The sequence below is a fragment of the Bacillus sp. FSL E2-8900 genome, from assembly GCF_037966225.1.
Classification (GTDB): domain Bacteria; phylum Bacillota; class Bacilli; order Bacillales; family Bacillaceae_G; genus Bacillus_A; species Bacillus_A cereus.
Map to the genome: position 1 here is coordinate 302,501 of NZ_CP150193.1, position 15,047 is coordinate 317,547.

A 15,047-nucleotide genomic window follows, 5' to 3' on the forward strand; every position below is an offset into this window, starting at 1 on the left:
GCGGCCGTAACTATAACGGTCCTAAGGTAGCGAAATTCCTTGTCGGGTAAGTTCCGACCCGCACGAAAGGTGTAACGATTTGGGCACTGTCTCAACCAGAGACTCGGTGAAATTATAGTACCTGTGAAGATGCAGGTTACCCGCGACAGGACGGAAAGACCCCGTGGAGCTTTACTGTAGCCTGATATTGAATTTTGGTACAGTTTGTACAGGATAGGCGGGAGCCATTGAAACCGGAGCGCTAGCTTCGGTGGAGGCGCTGGTGGGATACCGCCCTGACTGTATTGAAATTCTAACCTACGGGTCTTATCGACCCGGGAGACAGTGTCAGGTGGGCAGTTTGACTGGGGCGGTCGCCTCCTAAAGTGTAACGGAGGCGCCCAAAGGTTCCCTCAGAATGGTTGGAAATCATTCGTAGAGTGCAAAGGCATAAGGGAGCTTGACTGCGAGACCTACAAGTCGAGCAGGGACGAAAGTCGGGCTTAGTGATCCGGTGGTTCCGCATGGAAGGGCCATCGCTCAACGGATAAAAGCTACCCCGGGGATAACAGGCTTATCTCCCCCAAGAGTCCACATCGACGGGGAGGTTTGGCACCTCGATGTCGGCTCATCGCATCCTGGGGCTGTAGTCGGTCCCAAGGGTTGGGCTGTTCGCCCATTAAAGCGGTACGCGAGCTGGGTTCAGAACGTCGTGAGACAGTTCGGTCCCTATCCGTCGTGGGCGTAGGAAATTTGAGAGGAGCTGTCCTTAGTACGAGAGGACCGGGATGGACGCACCGCTGGTGTACCAGTTGTTCTGCCAAGGGCATAGCTGGGTAGCTATGTGCGGAAGGGATAAGTGCTGAAAGCATCTAAGCATGAAGCCCCCCTCAAGATGAGATTTCCCATAGCGTAAGCTAGTAAGATCCCTGAAAGATGATCAGGTTGATAGGTTCGAGGTGGAAGCATGGTGACATGTGGAGCTGACGAATACTAATAGATCGAGGACTTAACCATATAATATGTAGCAAATGTTATCTAGTTTTGAAGGAATATGCCTTCATAGTTTGGTGATGATGGCAGAGAGGTCACACCCGTTCCCATACCGAACACGGAAGTTAAGCTCTCTAGCGCCGATGGTAGTTGGGACCTTGTCCCTGTGAGAGTAGGACGTCGCCAAGCAAGAACCTAAGTTATTTTGACTTAGGTTTTTTTGTGTTTATTTTTATTTACCGAATGCTATAATCCGTAAATTTAATAAAGCTACAGACGAAAAAAGAATAAAGTAGAGACTCTTTAAAATAATAGTAATGATTTTTTGTGTTCCTAATTTTCCTAATGTCGCTAAAGTAATACTTAAAATAGGACACATTATTTCTATCATAAGTATATATTTTAAATAATGAGATGCTATAAATAAATATTTAATAATTACAGAAATTCCTGCAATAGAGAAAAATAAATAGGATAATAGCATAGTTCTTTCTTTAACAGTTATCCTCCTTAGAAATTAAATCGTTATAATAATACAAGAGTATATATATTTTGATTAAAAACATACTGAAGTGCTATTTAAACGATAAATACATAAAATAGATCTCTAGAAATATATATTCTAATTCCCTTTTCTTCTTGTATATAGTTGCAATTCTTCTTTTGAATATAACTAAAACACGAACGTTATTGACTGCTAATAAAAAAACATTCGATTATTTATTGACATTGTTTATGAAATATTGTTAATATAGCCATAGAAACAATAATATAAGACCTCATATAATCGCGGGGATATGGCCTGCAAGTCTCTACCTAACGACCGTTATTCGTTAGACTATGAGGGAAAGTCACTCGGTATTTTTCTATTCACAAGGGATACGTATGCCTGAGTAGAGCGCTTTCTCTCATAGTAAAAGAGAAACTGTTCTATTTCAGGCTTTTTTTATTTGAATCGGGGGGATTCTAATATGAAATCACTAGTTGGAGTCATAATGGGAAGTACGTCAGACTGGGAAACAATGAAATATGCTTGTGACATTTTAGATAAATTAAATATACCGTATGAGAAAAAAGTTGTATCCGCTCATCGGACTCCGGATTATATGTTTGAATATGCAGAGACGGCTCGTGAACGTGGATTGAAAGTTATTATTGCTGGAGCTGGTGGAGCAGCACATTTACCAGGAATGGTTGCAGCGAAGACAAATCTTCCTGTAATTGGAGTTCCAGTTCAATCAAAAGCATTAAACGGCTTAGATTCATTATTATCCATCGCCCAAATGCCAGGAGGTGTTCCAGTTGCAACTGTTGCAATTGGTAAAGCCGGTTCAACGAATGCTGGATTACTTGCTGCACAAATACTTGGATCATTTCATGATGATATACATGATGCATTAGAATTGAGACGAGAAGCGATTGAAAAAGATGTGCGTGAAGGTAGTGAGCTAGTATGACGAGAATCATTTTACCTGGAAAAACAATCGGTATTATTGGAGGCGGCCAGCTAGGAAGAATGATGGCATTGGCAGCTAAGGAGATGGGATATAAAATTGCTGTTTTAGATCCTACAAAGCATTCGCCATGTGCACAAGTTGCTGATATTGAAATTGTTGCACCATATGATGATTTAAAAGCAATTCAGCATTTAGCAGAGATAAGTGATGTTGTCACATATGAATTTGAGAATATTGATTATAGATGTTTACAATGGCTTGAAAAACATGCGTACTTACCACAAGGTAGTCAGTTGTTAAATACAACGCAAAATCGTTTTACAGAAAAGAATGCGATTGAGAAGGCTGGGTTACCAGTAGCAACGTATAGATTGGTTCAAAATCAAGATCAGCTTACAGAAGCAATTGCTGGGTTATCATTCCCTTCCGTCTTAAAAACGACGACAGGTGGATATGATGGGAAAGGGCAAGTTGTTTTAAGAAGTGAAGCTGATGTTGAGGCAGCAAGAAATCTTGTGGATAAAGCAGAATGTATTTTAGAGAAATGGGTGCCTTTTGAAAAAGAAGTATCAGTTATTGTGATTCGTAGTGTAAGTGGTGAAACAAAAGTGTTTCCAGTAGCAGAAAATATTCATGTAAATAACATTTTACATGAATCTATCGTTCCAGCTCGCATTACAGAAGAGCTTTCTCAAAAAGCAATTGCGTATGCAAAGGTACTTGCGGATGAATTAGAACTTGTGGGAACACTAGCTGTAGAGATGTTTGCTACAGATAATGGTGAGATTTATATTAATGAATTAGCGCCAAGACCTCACAATTCAGGACACTATACACAGGATGCATGTGAAACGAGTCAATTTGGTCAACATATTCGAGCAATCTGTAATTTACCTCTAGGAGAAACAAATTTGTTAAAACCAGTTGTCATGGTAAACATTTTAGGCGAACATATAGAAGGGGTCCTAAGACAAGTGAATAGATTAACCGGGTGCTATTTACACTTGTATGGAAAAGAAGAAGCAAAAGCACAGCGAAAAATGGGGCATGTTAATATTTTAAATGATAATATTGAAGTCGCTCTAGAAAAAGCGAAGAGTTTGCATATTTGGGACCATCAAGAACAACTGTTGGAGGGAAAAAGATGATTAGTCGTTATACACGCCCTGAAATGGGTGCGATTTGGACGGAAGAGAACAAATTTAAAGCGTGGTTAGAAGTTGAGATTTTAGCTTGTGAAGCATGGGCTGAGCTTGGCGATATTCCAAAAGAAGATGTTAAAAAAATTCGTGAACATGCATCATTTGATATTGATCGTATTTATGAAATTGAAAAAGAAACACGTCATGACGTAGTTGCATTCACTCGTGCTGTATCAGAAACGCCAGCATTAGGCGAAGAACGTAAATGGGTTCATTACGGTTTAACATCTACAGATGTAGTAGATACAGCATTATCTTACATCTTAAAACAAGCGAATGAAATTATATTAAAAGACTTAGAGAACTTTGTAAGCATTTTAGCTAACAAAGCGAAAGAGCATAAATACACAATCATGATGGGAAGAACACACGGTGTTCATGCAGAACCAACGACATTTGGTTTAAAACTTGGTCTTTGGTATGAAGAGATGAAACGTAACGTAGAGCGTTTCAAACAAGCTGCTGATACAGTTCGTGTTGGTAAACTATCTGGTGCGGTTGGTACATATGCAAATATCGATCCATTCGTAGAAAAATATGTTTGTGAAAATTTAGGATTAGAAGCAGCACCAATTTCAACACAAACATTGCAACGTGATCGTCACGCACACTACATGTCAACACTTGCACTAATTGCAACATCTATCGAAAAGATGGCAGTTGAGATTCGTGGTTTACAAAAGAGTGAAACACGTGAAGTTGAAGAAGCTTTCGCAAAAGGTCAAAAGGGTTCTTCTGCAATGCCACATAAACGTAATCCAATTGGTTCTGAAAATATGACTGGTTTAGCTCGTGTTATCCGCGGTTATATGATGACAGCTTACGAAAATGTTCCATTATGGCATGAGCGTGACATTTCTCACTCTTCGGCAGAACGCGTAATTTTACCAGATGCTACAATCGCATTAAATTACATGTTAAATCGCTTTGGTAATATCGTTAAAAACTTAACTGTATACCCAGAGAATATGAAACGTAATATGACAAGAACATACGGCTTAATTTATTCTCAGCGCGTAATGCTTACACTAATCGACAAAGGTATGGTACGTGAAGAAGCTTATGATATCGTACAGCCTAAAGCGATGGAAGCTTGGGAAACACAAGTACAATTTAAAGAGCTTGTAGAAGCTGATGAGCGTATTACAAGCAAGTTAACACAAGAAGAAATTAATGAATGCTTCAACTATGAGCATCATATGCAACACGTTGATACAATCTTTGAACGCCTTGGATTAAACGAAGCGTAAAATTTCATATGGCACAGAATAGAGTCATTCTGTGCCATTCTTTATAAAAATATTATTCACATTTTTCAAACTACAGGGGGCTTGCGAAATGCAAAAGCTAGAATTGCTGTATGAAGGTAAGGCAAAAAGAATTTATCGTACAGAATCAGCAGATATGGTTTGGGTAGAGTACAAAGATAGTGCGACTGCTTTCAATGGGGAGAAAAAAGAGACGATTACAGGAAAAGGTCGTTTGAACAATGAAATTACAACTTTATTGTTCAGAAAGTTACAAGAAGTGGGAATTAAAACACATTTTGTTGAGAAGTTATCTGAAACAGAACAACTTGTTAAAAAAGTGAGTATTATTCCTTTAGAAGTTGTCACAAGAAATGTAATTGCAGGAAGTCTTTCAAAACGATTAGGAATGGAAGAGGGAACTGTACTTGCAGAACCAATCGTAGAATTTTACTTCAAAGATGATGATTTAGGAGATCCGCTTGTAACGGAAGATCATATTCGTGTATTAAACGTTGCATCGCCAGAGCAAGTAAGTGTATTACGAGATATGGCTCTACAAATCAATCAAGTGTTGATTGATCATTTCGCAAGCTGTCGTGTAAGATTAGTAGATTTCAAATTAGAGTTTGGTGTAACGGAAGAAGGAGAAATCATTTTAGCGGATGAAATTTCACCAGATACTTGCCGTTTATGGGATGAAACGAGCAATGAAAAGTTTGATAAAGATGTATTCCGTCGTGATCTTGGAAATTTAACAGATGCTTATGAAGAGATTTTAAAACGTTTAGGGGGAATTTCACATGTATAAAGTTAAGGTATATGTAACATTAAGAGAAAGCGTATTAGATCCACAAGGAACAGCAGTAAAAGGAGCACTTCATAGTCTTTCATTCACAGAAGTACAAGACGTTCGAATCGGAAAGTACATGGAACTAACAATTGATAAATCTGTATCTGATTTAGATAGCAAGGTAAAAGAAATGTGTGAAAAACTATTAGCGAACGTTGTAATGGAAGACTTCCGTTATGAAGTTGAGGAGGTTGTCGCACAGTGAAATTTGCCGTAATAGTATTTCCGGGTTCGAACTGTGATGTCGATATGTTCCATGCAATTAAAGATGAGCTTGGCGAAGAAGTAGATTACGTTTGGCACGATACAGAGAATTTAGATGAATATGATGCAATTCTACTACCAGGTGGATTTTCTTATGGTGACTACTTACGCTGCGGTGCTATCTCTCGCTTTGCTAATGCAATGAAAGCAGTGCAAAAAGCTGCTGAGCAAGGAAAGCCGATTTTAGGTGTATGTAATGGATTCCAGATTCTTGTTGAATCAGGATTACTACCAGGAGCGTTAATAAGAAACGAAAACTTAAAATTTATGTGTCGCACTGTTCAGTTACGTGTTGAAAATAATGAAACGATGTTTACATCACAATATGAAAAAGATGAAATAATTAATATTCCAATCGCGCATGGTGAGGGGAATTACTATTGTGATGAAGCGACTCTTAAACAATTAGAAGAGAACAATCAAATCGCATTCCGTTACGTAGAAAACCCTAACGGTAGCGTTTCAGATATTGCTGGTATTGTAAATGAAAAAGGAAATGTACTTGGTATGATGCCGCACCCAGAGCGTGCTGTAGATGAATTACTTGGCGGTGCTGAAGGGTTAAAAGTCTTTCAATCTATCTTAAAACAGTGGAGGGAAACATATGTCGTTAATGCTTGAACCAAATCCAACACAAATTAAAGAAGAGCGTATATATGCGGAAATGGGGCTAACAGACGAAGAGTTTGCCATGGTTGAAAAGATTTTAGGTCGTCTGCCAAATTATACAGAAACAGGGTTATTCTCTGTAATGTGGTCTGAACATTGTAGTTATAAAAATTCAAAACCAGTTCTTCGTAAGTTTCCAACTACAGGTGAGCGCGTTCTGCAAGGACCTGGAGAAGGTGCTGGAATTGTAGATATCGGTGATAATCAAGCAGTTGTATTTAAAATGGAAAGTCATAACCATCCTTCAGCTATTGAACCATATCAAGGAGCTGCAACAGGTGTTGGTGGTATTATTCGTGACGTATTCTCTATGGGAGCACGCCCGGTAGCTCTATTAAACTCACTTCGTTTCGGTGAATTACAGTCACCACGTGTGAAATATTTATTCGAAGAAGTAGTAGCAGGAATTGCAGGATACGGTAACTGCATCGGTATTCCGACTGTTGGCGGCGAAGTACAATTTGATCCATGTTATGAAGGAAATCCACTTGTAAATGCAATGTGCGTAGGTTTGATTAACCACGAAGACATTAAAAAAGGGCAAGCGCACGGTGCTGGTAACACAGTAATGTACGTAGGAGCATCAACTGGTCGTGACGGTATTCACGGTGCAACATTCGCGTCGGAAGAACTATCTGAAAGCTCAGAAGCGAAACGTCCAGCGGTTCAAGTAGGGGATCCATTTATGGAAAAGCTTCTTATTGAAGCGTGTTTAGAATTAATTCAATCCGATGCACTTGTTGGAATTCAAGATATGGGTGCGGCTGGTTTAACATCATCATCTGCAGAAATGGCAAGTAAAGCAGGAATGGGTATTGAAATGTACTTAGATGATGTACCACAGCGTGAAACAGGAATGACACCATATGAAATGATGCTATCTGAATCACAAGAGCGTATGTTAATTGTCGTGAAAAAAGGTAGAGAACAAGAAATAGTAGATTTATTTGAGAAGTATGGTCTTGCAGCGGTTACGATGGGGAAAGTAACAGAAGATAAAATGCTTCGTTTATTCCATAAAGGTGAAAAGGTAGCTGAAGTTCCAGCAGATGCTTTAGCAGAAGAAGCACCAATTTATCATAAGCCATCAAAAGAAGCAGCATACTTTGCTGAATTCCAAGCAATGAAAATGGAAACGCCAAAAGTAGAAAATTATAAAGAAACGTTATTCGCTTTATTACAGCAACCAACAATTGCAAGTAAAGAGTGGGTATACGATCAATACGATTACCAAGTTCGCACAAGCACAGTTGTTACGCCAGGTTCAGATGCTGCAGTTGTACGTGTACGCGGTACAGAAAAAGGATTAGCAATGACGACAGATTGTAACTCTCGCTACATTTATCTAGACCCAGAGATGGGCGGTAAAATTGCAGTAGCAGAGGCAGCGCGTAATATCGTATGTTCTGGCGGAGAGCCACTTGCAATTACAGATTGCTTAAACTTCGGTAACCCAGAAAAACCAGAAATCTTCTGGCAGATTGAGAAATCAGTAGACGGTATGAGTGAAGCTTGTCGCACATTACAAACACCAGTTATCGGCGGAAACGTATCGATGTATAACGAGCGTAGTGGTGAAGCTGTATATCCAACACCAACTGTTGGGATGGTCGGACTTGTGCATGACTTAAAACATGTAACAACACAAGAGTTTAAGCAAGCTGGTGATTTAGTGTATGTAATTGGTGAGACGAAAGCTGAGTTTGGCGGAAGTGAATTACAGAAAATGATTCACGGCAAAATTTTCGGTCAATCACCAAGTATCGATTTAGATGTAGAATTAAAACGCCAAAAACAAGTATTAGAAGCAATTCAAGCTGGTCTTGTTCAATCTGCACATGATGTTGCTGAAGGTGGTTTAGCAGTTGCGATTTCAGAAAGTGCAATTGGTGCTAAAGGCTTAGGTGCTACTGTGAAATTAGATGGAGAAGCAACAGCAGCATTATTCGCTGAATCACAGTCACGCTTCGTGATAACTGTAAAACGTGAAAATAAAGAGGCGTTTGAAAAAGCGGTAGAAGCAATCCAAGTTGGAGAAGTAACAAGTACAAATGAAGTAACAATTCATAATGAAGAAAATGAAGTATTACTTACAGCAAATGTAGATGAAATGAGAAAGGCTTGGAAAGGGGCAATCCCATGCTTGCTGAAATAAAGGGGTTAAACGAAGAATGTGGCGTTTTCGGAATTTGGGGGCATGAAAATGCAGCACAAGTTTCATACTACGGATTGCACAGTTTACAGCACCGTGGGCAAGAAGGCGCAGGCATTGTCGTAAATAATGGGGAAAAAATCGTCGGTCACAAGGGGTTAGGTTTAATATCAGAAGTGTTTTCAAGAGGTGAGCTAGAAGGATTAAATGGAAAATCAGCGATCGGACATGTACGATATGCAACAGCTGGTGGAAGTGAAGTTGCTAACGTTCAACCATTGTTGTTCCGTTTTTCCGATCATAGTATGGCGTTAGCTCATAACGGAAATTTAATTAACGCAAAAATGCTTCGTCGTGAATTAGAAGCAGAGGGCAGTATTTTTCAAACTAGTTCAGATACAGAAGTACTTTTACATCTTATTAAACGTAGTACAAAAGATTCTTTAATTGAAAGTGTAAAAGAAGCTTTAAACAAAGTGAAAGGTGCGTTTGCGTATCTTTTACTAACTGGAAATGAAATGATCGTTGCATTAGATTCGAATGGGTTCCGTCCGCTTTCAATTGGAAAGATGGGGGATGCTTACGTTGTAGCATCTGAAACATGTGCTTTTGATGTAGTAGGTGCAACATACATTCGCGATGTAGAACCGGGTGAATTACTTATCATTAATGATGAAGGAATTCACGTAGATCGTTTCACAAACGATGTAGAACATGCAATTTGTAGTATGGAATATATTTACTTTGCACGACCAGATTCTAATATTGCTGGTGTTAACGTCCATGCAGCACGTAAGAATATGGGGAAACGTTTAGCGGCAGAAGCTCCTATTGAAGCAGATGTTGTTACTGGTGTACCAGACTCTAGTATTTCAGCTGCGATTGGCTATGCGGAGGCGACAGGTATTCCATATGAGTTAGGATTAATTAAAAATCGTTACGTTGGACGTACGTTTATTCAACCTTCTCAAGAACTGCGCGAGCAAGGGGTTAAGATGAAGCTTTCCGCAGTAAGAGGTGTAGTTGAAGGGAAACGAGTTGTTATGATTGATGACTCTATCGTAAGAGGAACGACAAGTAAACGAATTGTTCGTATGCTTCGTGAGGCTGGAGCGACAGAAGTTCACGTAAGAATTGCTTCACCACCTCTGAAATATCCATGTTTCTATGGCATTGATATTCAAACGAGAAAAGAATTAATTGCAGCAAATCATACAGTAGAAGAAATCCGTGAAATGATCGGAGCAGATTCTTTAACATTTTTAAGTGAAGATGGATTAGTAGATGCAATTGGACGTCCATATGAAGGGAAATATGGCGGCCTATGCATGGCTTACTTTAATGGGGACTATCCAACAGCTCTTTATGATTATGAGCAAGAGCTTTTAGAAAGCATGAAATAAGAAAAGTGAGAAAAGCTTCTATTTCTTTTGATGTAGGAGCTAGATCCTTTCTTAAAATAGCCCGCCCTGGATGGGGAGAAATTAAAAGACGAGGTGTAAATAACGATGGCGAATGCATATAAGCAAGCAGGAGTAGATATTGAAGCTGGATATGAAGCGGTATCTCGCATGAAAAAACACGTACAAACAACTATGAGAAAAGAAGTACTAGGCGGTTTAGGCGGTTTTGGAGGTATGTTTGATCTATCAAAATTTGCATTAGAAGAACCTGTATTAGTATCTGGAACAGATGGCGTGGGAACGAAATTGATGCTCGCTTTTATGGCAGATAAACATGACACAATTGGTATTGATGCAGTAGCAATGTGTGTAAATGATATTGTTGTCCAAGGAGCAGAGCCGCTTTTCTTCCTTGATTATATTGCTTGTGGTAAAGCTGAACCTAGTAAAATTGAAAACATCGTCAAAGGTATATCAGAGGGCTGTCGCCAAGCTGGTTGTGCATTAATCGGTGGAGAAACAGCTGAAATGCCAGGAATGTATTCTACGGAAGAATATGATTTAGCTGGTTTTACAGTTGGGATTGTTGATAAAAAGAAAATTGTAACAGGTGAAAAGATTGAAGCTGGTCACGTGCTAATTGGCTTAGCATCTAGCGGTATTCATAGCAATGGTTACTCTTTAGTACGAAAAGTGTTATTAGAAGATGGGGAACTATCTTTAGAGCGTATTTATGGCCGCTTAGAACTACCTCTTGGTGAAGAATTATTAAAACCAACGAAAATTTATGTCAAACCTATTTTAGAACTATTGAAGAAACATGAAGTATACGGTATGGCGCATATTACAGGTGGTGGATTTATTGAAAATATTCCACGCATGTTGCCAGAAGGAATCGGTGCTGAGATTGAACTAGGATCTTGGGAAATTCAGCCGATCTTTAGTTTGCTTCAAGAGGTTGGAAAACTGGAAGAGAAAGAAATGTTCAATATTTTTAACATGGGTATTGGTATGGTAGTAGCAGTGAAGGAAGAAGATGCAAAAGATGTTGTTCGTCTTCTTGAAGAGCAAGGAGAAATGGCTCGTATTATTGGACGTACTATACAAGGAGCTGGCGTTACTTTTAATGGGGGCACAGCACTATGAGTAGATTAGCAGTTTTTGCTTCTGGAAGTGGATCTAACTTTCAATCTCTCGTTAATGCGGTAGAAGAAAAAAGATTGGATGCAGAAATTAGTTTATTAGTATGTGATAAACCAGAAGCACGAGCTGTTGGACGGGCAAATTATCATCATATTCCGTGTTTTGCTTTTTCAGCGAAAGCATATGAGTCAAAAGAAGCGTTTGAAAAAGAGATATTAAAGAAGCTAGAAGAATATGAAATTGATTATGTTATTTTAGCTGGATATATGCGTTTAATCGGGCCGACGTTACTAGAAGCATACGGCGGGAAGATTATTAATATTCATCCATCATTACTACCGAGCTTTCCGGGTAAAGATGCTGTCGGTCAAGCGTTAGAAGCAGGTGTGAAAGTAACTGGAGTAACAATTCATTATGTAGATGCAGGTATGGATACAGGGCCAATTATTGCACAAGAAGCAGTGGTTGTTTCTGAAGGGGATACGAGAGAAAGCTTACAAAAGAAAATTCAACAAGTTGAACATAAATTATACGTAAATACAGTGAATCAAATTGTTCAGTCTGTGAAAGAATCAACTGTTAACTAACATACAACCAGGGGTGAAGGATAAATGAAAAAGCGTGCATTAGTAAGTGTTTCAGATAAAACAGGAGTAGTAGAATTTGTTAAAGGGTTACTAGAACAAGGGATTGAAGTTATTTCAACAGGTGGTACGAAAAAGTTACTAGAAGAAAATGGCTTACAAGTAATCGGCATTTCTGAAGTAACTGGTTTCCCTGAAATTATGGATGGCCGTGTGAAAACATTACATCCAAATATTCATGGTGGTCTATTAGCAGTTCGTGATAATGAAACACATGTAACACAAATGAATGAGTTAGGTATAGAGCCAATTGACTTTGTTGTTGTTAACTTATACCCATTTAAAGAAACAATCGCTAAGCCTGATGTAACATTTGCTGATGCAATTGAAAATATTGATATCGGTGGCCCAACAATGATTCGCTCTGCTGCGAAAAATCATAAATTCGTATCGGTAATTGTAGATCCAGTAGATTATGATATTGTGTTAGCAGAACTGAAAGAGAACGGTGAAGTAGCAGAGGAAACAAAACGTAAACTAGCAGCGAAAGTATTCCGTCATACAGCAGCGTATGATGCGTTAATTTCTAACTACTTAACAGAGCAAATGGGTGAAGAAAGTCCAGAAACATTAACTGTGACATTTGAGAAAAAGCAAGACTTACGCTATGGCGAGAACCCACATCAAAAAGCAACTTTCTATAAAGCGCCATTCGCAGCAACGTCTTCTGTTGCATACGCAGAACAATTACACGGTAAGGAATTATCGTATAACAATATTAATGATGCAGACGCAGCGCTTAGCATCGTAAAAGAATTTACAGAACCAGCAGTAGTAGCAGTAAAGCATATGAATCCATGTGGTGTTGGAGTAGGAACTAATATTCACGAAGCATATACTCGTGCTTATGAAGCAGATCCAGTATCAATCTTCGGCGGTATTATTGCAGCAAATCGTGAAATTGATAAAGCTACAGCAGAAAAGTTACATGAAATTTTCTTAGAAATTGTTATCGCACCTTCGTTCTCGCAAGAAGCTTTAGAAGTGTTGCAAAGTAAGAAGAACTTACGTTTATTAACTATAAATATTGAAAAAGCGACAAGTGCAAGCAAAAAACTAACTTCTGTACAAGGTGGACTTCTCGTTCAAGAGGAAGATACGTTATCATTAGATGAAAGTACAATTTTAATTCCAACGAAACGTGAACCTTCAGAGCAAGAATGGAAAGATTTAAAACTAGCTTGGAAAGTTGTAAAACATGTGAAATCAAACGCAATTGTTTTAGCGAAAGATGACATGACAATTGGTGTCGGTGCGGGACAGATGAACCGTGTAGGTTCTGCAAAAATCGCAATTACACAAGCTGGTGAAAAAGCACAAGGTAGCGCGCTTGCATCTGATGCTTTCTTCCCAATGCCAGATACATTAGAAGAAGCAGCAAAAGCAGGAATTACAGCAATCATTCAACCGGGCGGATCAATCCGTGATGAAGATTCTATTAAAGTGGCAGATACTTATGGGATTGCTATGGTGTTCACTGGCGTACGTCATTTCAAACACTAATAGAGGATGTTTAAAAAGTCCGGTTAAGATAACCTTCGCATGTCGTCGTTGCATCGCCAGTGCGGTACTCATGTAGGAAAGCTACACTCCGTGTCCTCCTGGCAAATGCGCCTAGACCTGCTCGGTTCTCTTAATCCTCCTTTTTAAACCTTTATTGATATGGATGTTTAAAAAGTCCGGTCGAGATAACCTTTTATTGATATGAAAAAGCAAACTAGGAGCATAGCTTCTAGTTTGTACTTATTTAATTATTGGGGGATGAAATATGAATGTTTTAGTAATTGGCCGCGGTGGGCGTGAGCATGCTTTAGCTTGGAAGTTTGCACAATCTGAAAAAGTAGAAAAGGTATATGTAGCACCAGGTAATGAAGGTATGAGAGATGTTGCAACACCAGTTGATATTGATGAAAATGATTTTGATGCATTAGTTTTATTTGCAAAAGAGAATAATGTTGAGTTAACTTTCGTTGGACCAGAAATTCCGCTTATGAATGGAATTGTTGATCGTTTTAAAGAAGAGGGACTTCGCGTATTTGGTCCGAATAAAGCGGCTGCTGTTATTGAAGGTAGTAAAGCTTTTACAAAAGAGCTTATGAAAAAGTATGATATTCCAACTGCGGCGTACGAAACTTTTACAGATTATGAAGAAGCAGTACAGTACATTCAAAAAGTTGGTGCACCAATCGTTATTAAAGCTGACGGCCTAGCTGCTGGTAAAGGTGTAACGGTAGCGATGTCGCTTGAAGAGGCATTACAAGCTGTGAAAGAAATGCTGCAAGATGTGAAATTCGGCGCGGCAAGTAAGAAGGTTGTTATTGAAGAGTTTTTAGATGGACAAGAATTTTCATTAATGGCATTCGTGAATGGAACAACTGTACATCCAATGGTAATCGCCCAAGATCATAAAAGAGCTTTTGATGGTGATAAAGGTCCAAATACGGGTGGAATGGGTGCATATTCTCCAGTACCACAAATTCCAGAATCAGCAGTTCAAGAAGCGATTCAAACCGTATTGCATCCAACTGCTAAGGCGATGATTGAAGAAAACCGTTCGTTTACAGGTATTTTATACGCAGGTCTTATTTTAACAAATGATGGTCCGAAGGTAATTGAATTTAATGCACGCTTCGGTGATCCTGAAACAGAAGTTGTATTACCTCGATTAGAAAACGATTTAGTTGATGTATGTAACGCTGTATTAGATGAAAGTGAACTAACGTTACAATGGTCAGAAGAAGCGGTAATCGGTGTTGTACTTGCTTCTAAAGGATATCCAGAAGCATATAAAAAAGGTGATATTATTAGCGGACTAGATGCACTGCAAGATGTGATTGTTTTCCATGCAGGTACAGCAATGAAACATGGGGACTTTGTAACGAACGGTGGCCGTGTATTATTTGTTGCTTGTAAGGCAAATAGTTTACAAGAAGCAAAAGATAAAGTATATAAAGAAATCGGTAAAATTGAGAGTGATGGTCTATTTTATCGAAGTGATATAGGATATCGTGCAATTGGGCATGAGATGACGAAAAGTTAAT

General features: G+C 38.9%; 13 protein-coding genes, 2 rRNA genes and 1 riboswitch (1 of these 16 cut by a window edge). Of the genes, 14 read left to right on the plus strand and 1 reads right to left on the minus strand.

The window, feature by feature from the left end; translation table 11 throughout:
• Window positions 1-996: ribosomal RNA gene (locus NST90_RS01635) — 23S ribosomal RNA — on the plus strand; it begins 1,926 nt to the left of the window's first position.
• Window positions 997-1,045: 49 nt separating this feature from the next.
• Window positions 1,046-1,161 (plus strand): 5S ribosomal RNA (gene rrf / locus NST90_RS01640).
• A 43-nt stretch (window positions 1,162-1,204) separates the two neighbouring features.
• Here rrf and NST90_RS01645 read toward each other — a convergent pair.
• Window positions 1,205-1,456 (minus strand): hypothetical protein, encoded by a 252-nt coding sequence (locus NST90_RS01645; protein WP_000927495.1) that lies wholly within the window; start codon window positions 1,454-1,456, stop codon window positions 1,205-1,207.
• A 275-nt stretch (window positions 1,457-1,731) separates the two neighbouring features.
• Window positions 1,732-1,833, plus strand: a riboswitch (purine riboswitch).
• 110 nt (window positions 1,834-1,943) lie between these two features.
• Here NST90_RS01645 and purE point away from each other — a divergent pair.
• From purE to purD, 12 genes are all read left to right on the plus strand, one after another.
• Entirely contained in the window at window positions 1,944-2,429 is a 486-nt protein-coding gene (gene purE / locus NST90_RS01650) for a 5-(carboxyamino)imidazole ribonucleotide mutase (RefSeq protein ID WP_283748313.1), read from the plus strand.
• Entirely contained in the window at window positions 2,426-3,577 is a 1,152-nt protein-coding gene (gene purK, locus NST90_RS01655) for a 5-(carboxyamino)imidazole ribonucleotide synthase (protein ID WP_000196774.1), read from the plus strand. The genes purE and purK overlap by 4 nt, the downstream gene beginning before the upstream one ends.
• Window positions 3,574-4,881 carry an adenylosuccinate lyase gene (gene purB / locus NST90_RS01660; RefSeq protein ID WP_000625682.1) on the plus strand — a complete coding sequence of 436 codons (1,308 nt, stop codon included), beginning with the start codon at window positions 3,574-3,576 and terminating at the stop codon, window positions 4,879-4,881. The genes purK and purB overlap by 4 nt, the downstream gene beginning before the upstream one ends.
• An 88-nt stretch (window positions 4,882-4,969) precedes the next feature.
• Window positions 4,970-5,689, plus strand: a complete 720-nt coding sequence (gene purC, locus NST90_RS01665) for a phosphoribosylaminoimidazolesuccinocarboxamide synthase (protein ID WP_001170544.1) — start codon at window positions 4,970-4,972, stop codon at window positions 5,687-5,689.
• Window positions 5,682-5,936, plus strand: coding sequence for a phosphoribosylformylglycinamidine synthase subunit PurS (gene purS, locus NST90_RS01670; RefSeq protein ID WP_000278823.1), 255 nt, complete (start codon window positions 5,682-5,684; stop codon window positions 5,934-5,936). Before purC ends, purS begins: the two co-directional genes overlap by 8 nt.
• Window positions 5,933-6,616 (plus strand): phosphoribosylformylglycinamidine synthase subunit PurQ, encoded by a 684-nt coding sequence (gene purQ, locus NST90_RS01675; RefSeq protein ID WP_000666774.1) that lies wholly within the window; start codon window positions 5,933-5,935, stop codon window positions 6,614-6,616. The genes purS and purQ overlap by 4 nt, the downstream gene beginning before the upstream one ends.
• A complete protein-coding gene (gene purL / locus NST90_RS01680) occupies window positions 6,600-8,819 on the plus strand; it encodes a phosphoribosylformylglycinamidine synthase II (RefSeq protein WP_000055562.1) in 2,220 nt (739 codons plus the stop codon). The genes purQ and purL overlap by 17 nt, the downstream gene beginning before the upstream one ends.
• Window positions 8,804-10,219, plus strand: a complete 1,416-nt coding sequence (purF, locus tag NST90_RS01685) for an amidophosphoribosyltransferase (protein WP_000879035.1) — start codon at window positions 8,804-8,806, stop codon at window positions 10,217-10,219. Before purL ends, purF begins: the two co-directional genes overlap by 16 nt.
• A gap of 105 nt (window positions 10,220-10,324) precedes the next feature.
• The gene (gene purM, locus NST90_RS01690; protein ID WP_001262439.1) at window positions 10,325-11,365 is read left to right on the plus strand and encodes a phosphoribosylformylglycinamidine cyclo-ligase; all 1,041 of its coding nucleotides are present in this window, start codon (window positions 10,325-10,327) and stop codon (window positions 11,363-11,365) included.
• The gene (purN, locus tag NST90_RS01695) at window positions 11,362-11,949 is read left to right on the plus strand and encodes a phosphoribosylglycinamide formyltransferase (protein ID WP_000088589.1); all 588 of its coding nucleotides are present in this window, start codon (window positions 11,362-11,364) and stop codon (window positions 11,947-11,949) included. The genes purM and purN overlap by 4 nt, the downstream gene beginning before the upstream one ends.
• A gap of 24 nt (window positions 11,950-11,973) precedes the next feature.
• Complete coding sequence (gene purH, locus NST90_RS01700) at window positions 11,974-13,509, plus strand: bifunctional phosphoribosylaminoimidazolecarboxamide formyltransferase/IMP cyclohydrolase (RefSeq protein WP_212126038.1); 1,536 nt, start codon at window positions 11,974-11,976, stop codon at window positions 13,507-13,509.
• Window positions 13,510-13,774: 265 nt separating this feature from the next.
• A complete protein-coding gene (purD, locus tag NST90_RS01705; protein ID WP_001101971.1) occupies window positions 13,775-15,046 on the plus strand; it encodes a phosphoribosylamine--glycine ligase in 1,272 nt (423 codons plus the stop codon).
• The last annotated feature ends 1 nt before the right edge of the window (window position 15,047 follow it).

Coding starts and splice junctions, on each gene's coding strand:
- NST90_RS01645 (WP_000927495.1), bottom strand. CDS start 1,456: ATGCTATTATCCTATTTATTTTTCTCTATTGCAGGAATTTCTGTAATT.
- purE (WP_283748313.1), top strand. CDS start 1,944: ATGAAATCACTAGTTGGAGTCATAATGGGAAGTACGTCAGACTGGGAA.
- purK (WP_000196774.1), top strand. CDS start 2,426: ATGACGAGAATCATTTTACCTGGAAAAACAATCGGTATTATTGGAGGC.
- purB (WP_000625682.1), top strand. CDS start 3,574: ATGATTAGTCGTTATACACGCCCTGAAATGGGTGCGATTTGGACGGAA.
- purC (WP_001170544.1), top strand. CDS start 4,970: ATGCAAAAGCTAGAATTGCTGTATGAAGGTAAGGCAAAAAGAATTTAT.
- purS (WP_000278823.1), top strand. CDS start 5,682: ATGTATAAAGTTAAGGTATATGTAACATTAAGAGAAAGCGTATTAGAT.
- purL (WP_000055562.1), top strand. CDS start 6,600: ATGTCGTTAATGCTTGAACCAAATCCAACACAAATTAAAGAAGAGCGT.
- purF (WP_000879035.1), top strand. CDS start 8,804: ATGCTTGCTGAAATAAAGGGGTTAAACGAAGAATGTGGCGTTTTCGGA.
- purM (WP_001262439.1), top strand. CDS start 10,325: ATGGCGAATGCATATAAGCAAGCAGGAGTAGATATTGAAGCTGGATAT.
- purN (WP_000088589.1), top strand. CDS start 11,362: ATGAGTAGATTAGCAGTTTTTGCTTCTGGAAGTGGATCTAACTTTCAA.
- purH (WP_212126038.1), top strand. CDS start 11,974: ATGAAAAAGCGTGCATTAGTAAGTGTTTCAGATAAAACAGGAGTAGTA.
- purD (WP_001101971.1), top strand. CDS start 13,775: ATGAATGTTTTAGTAATTGGCCGCGGTGGGCGTGAGCATGCTTTAGCT.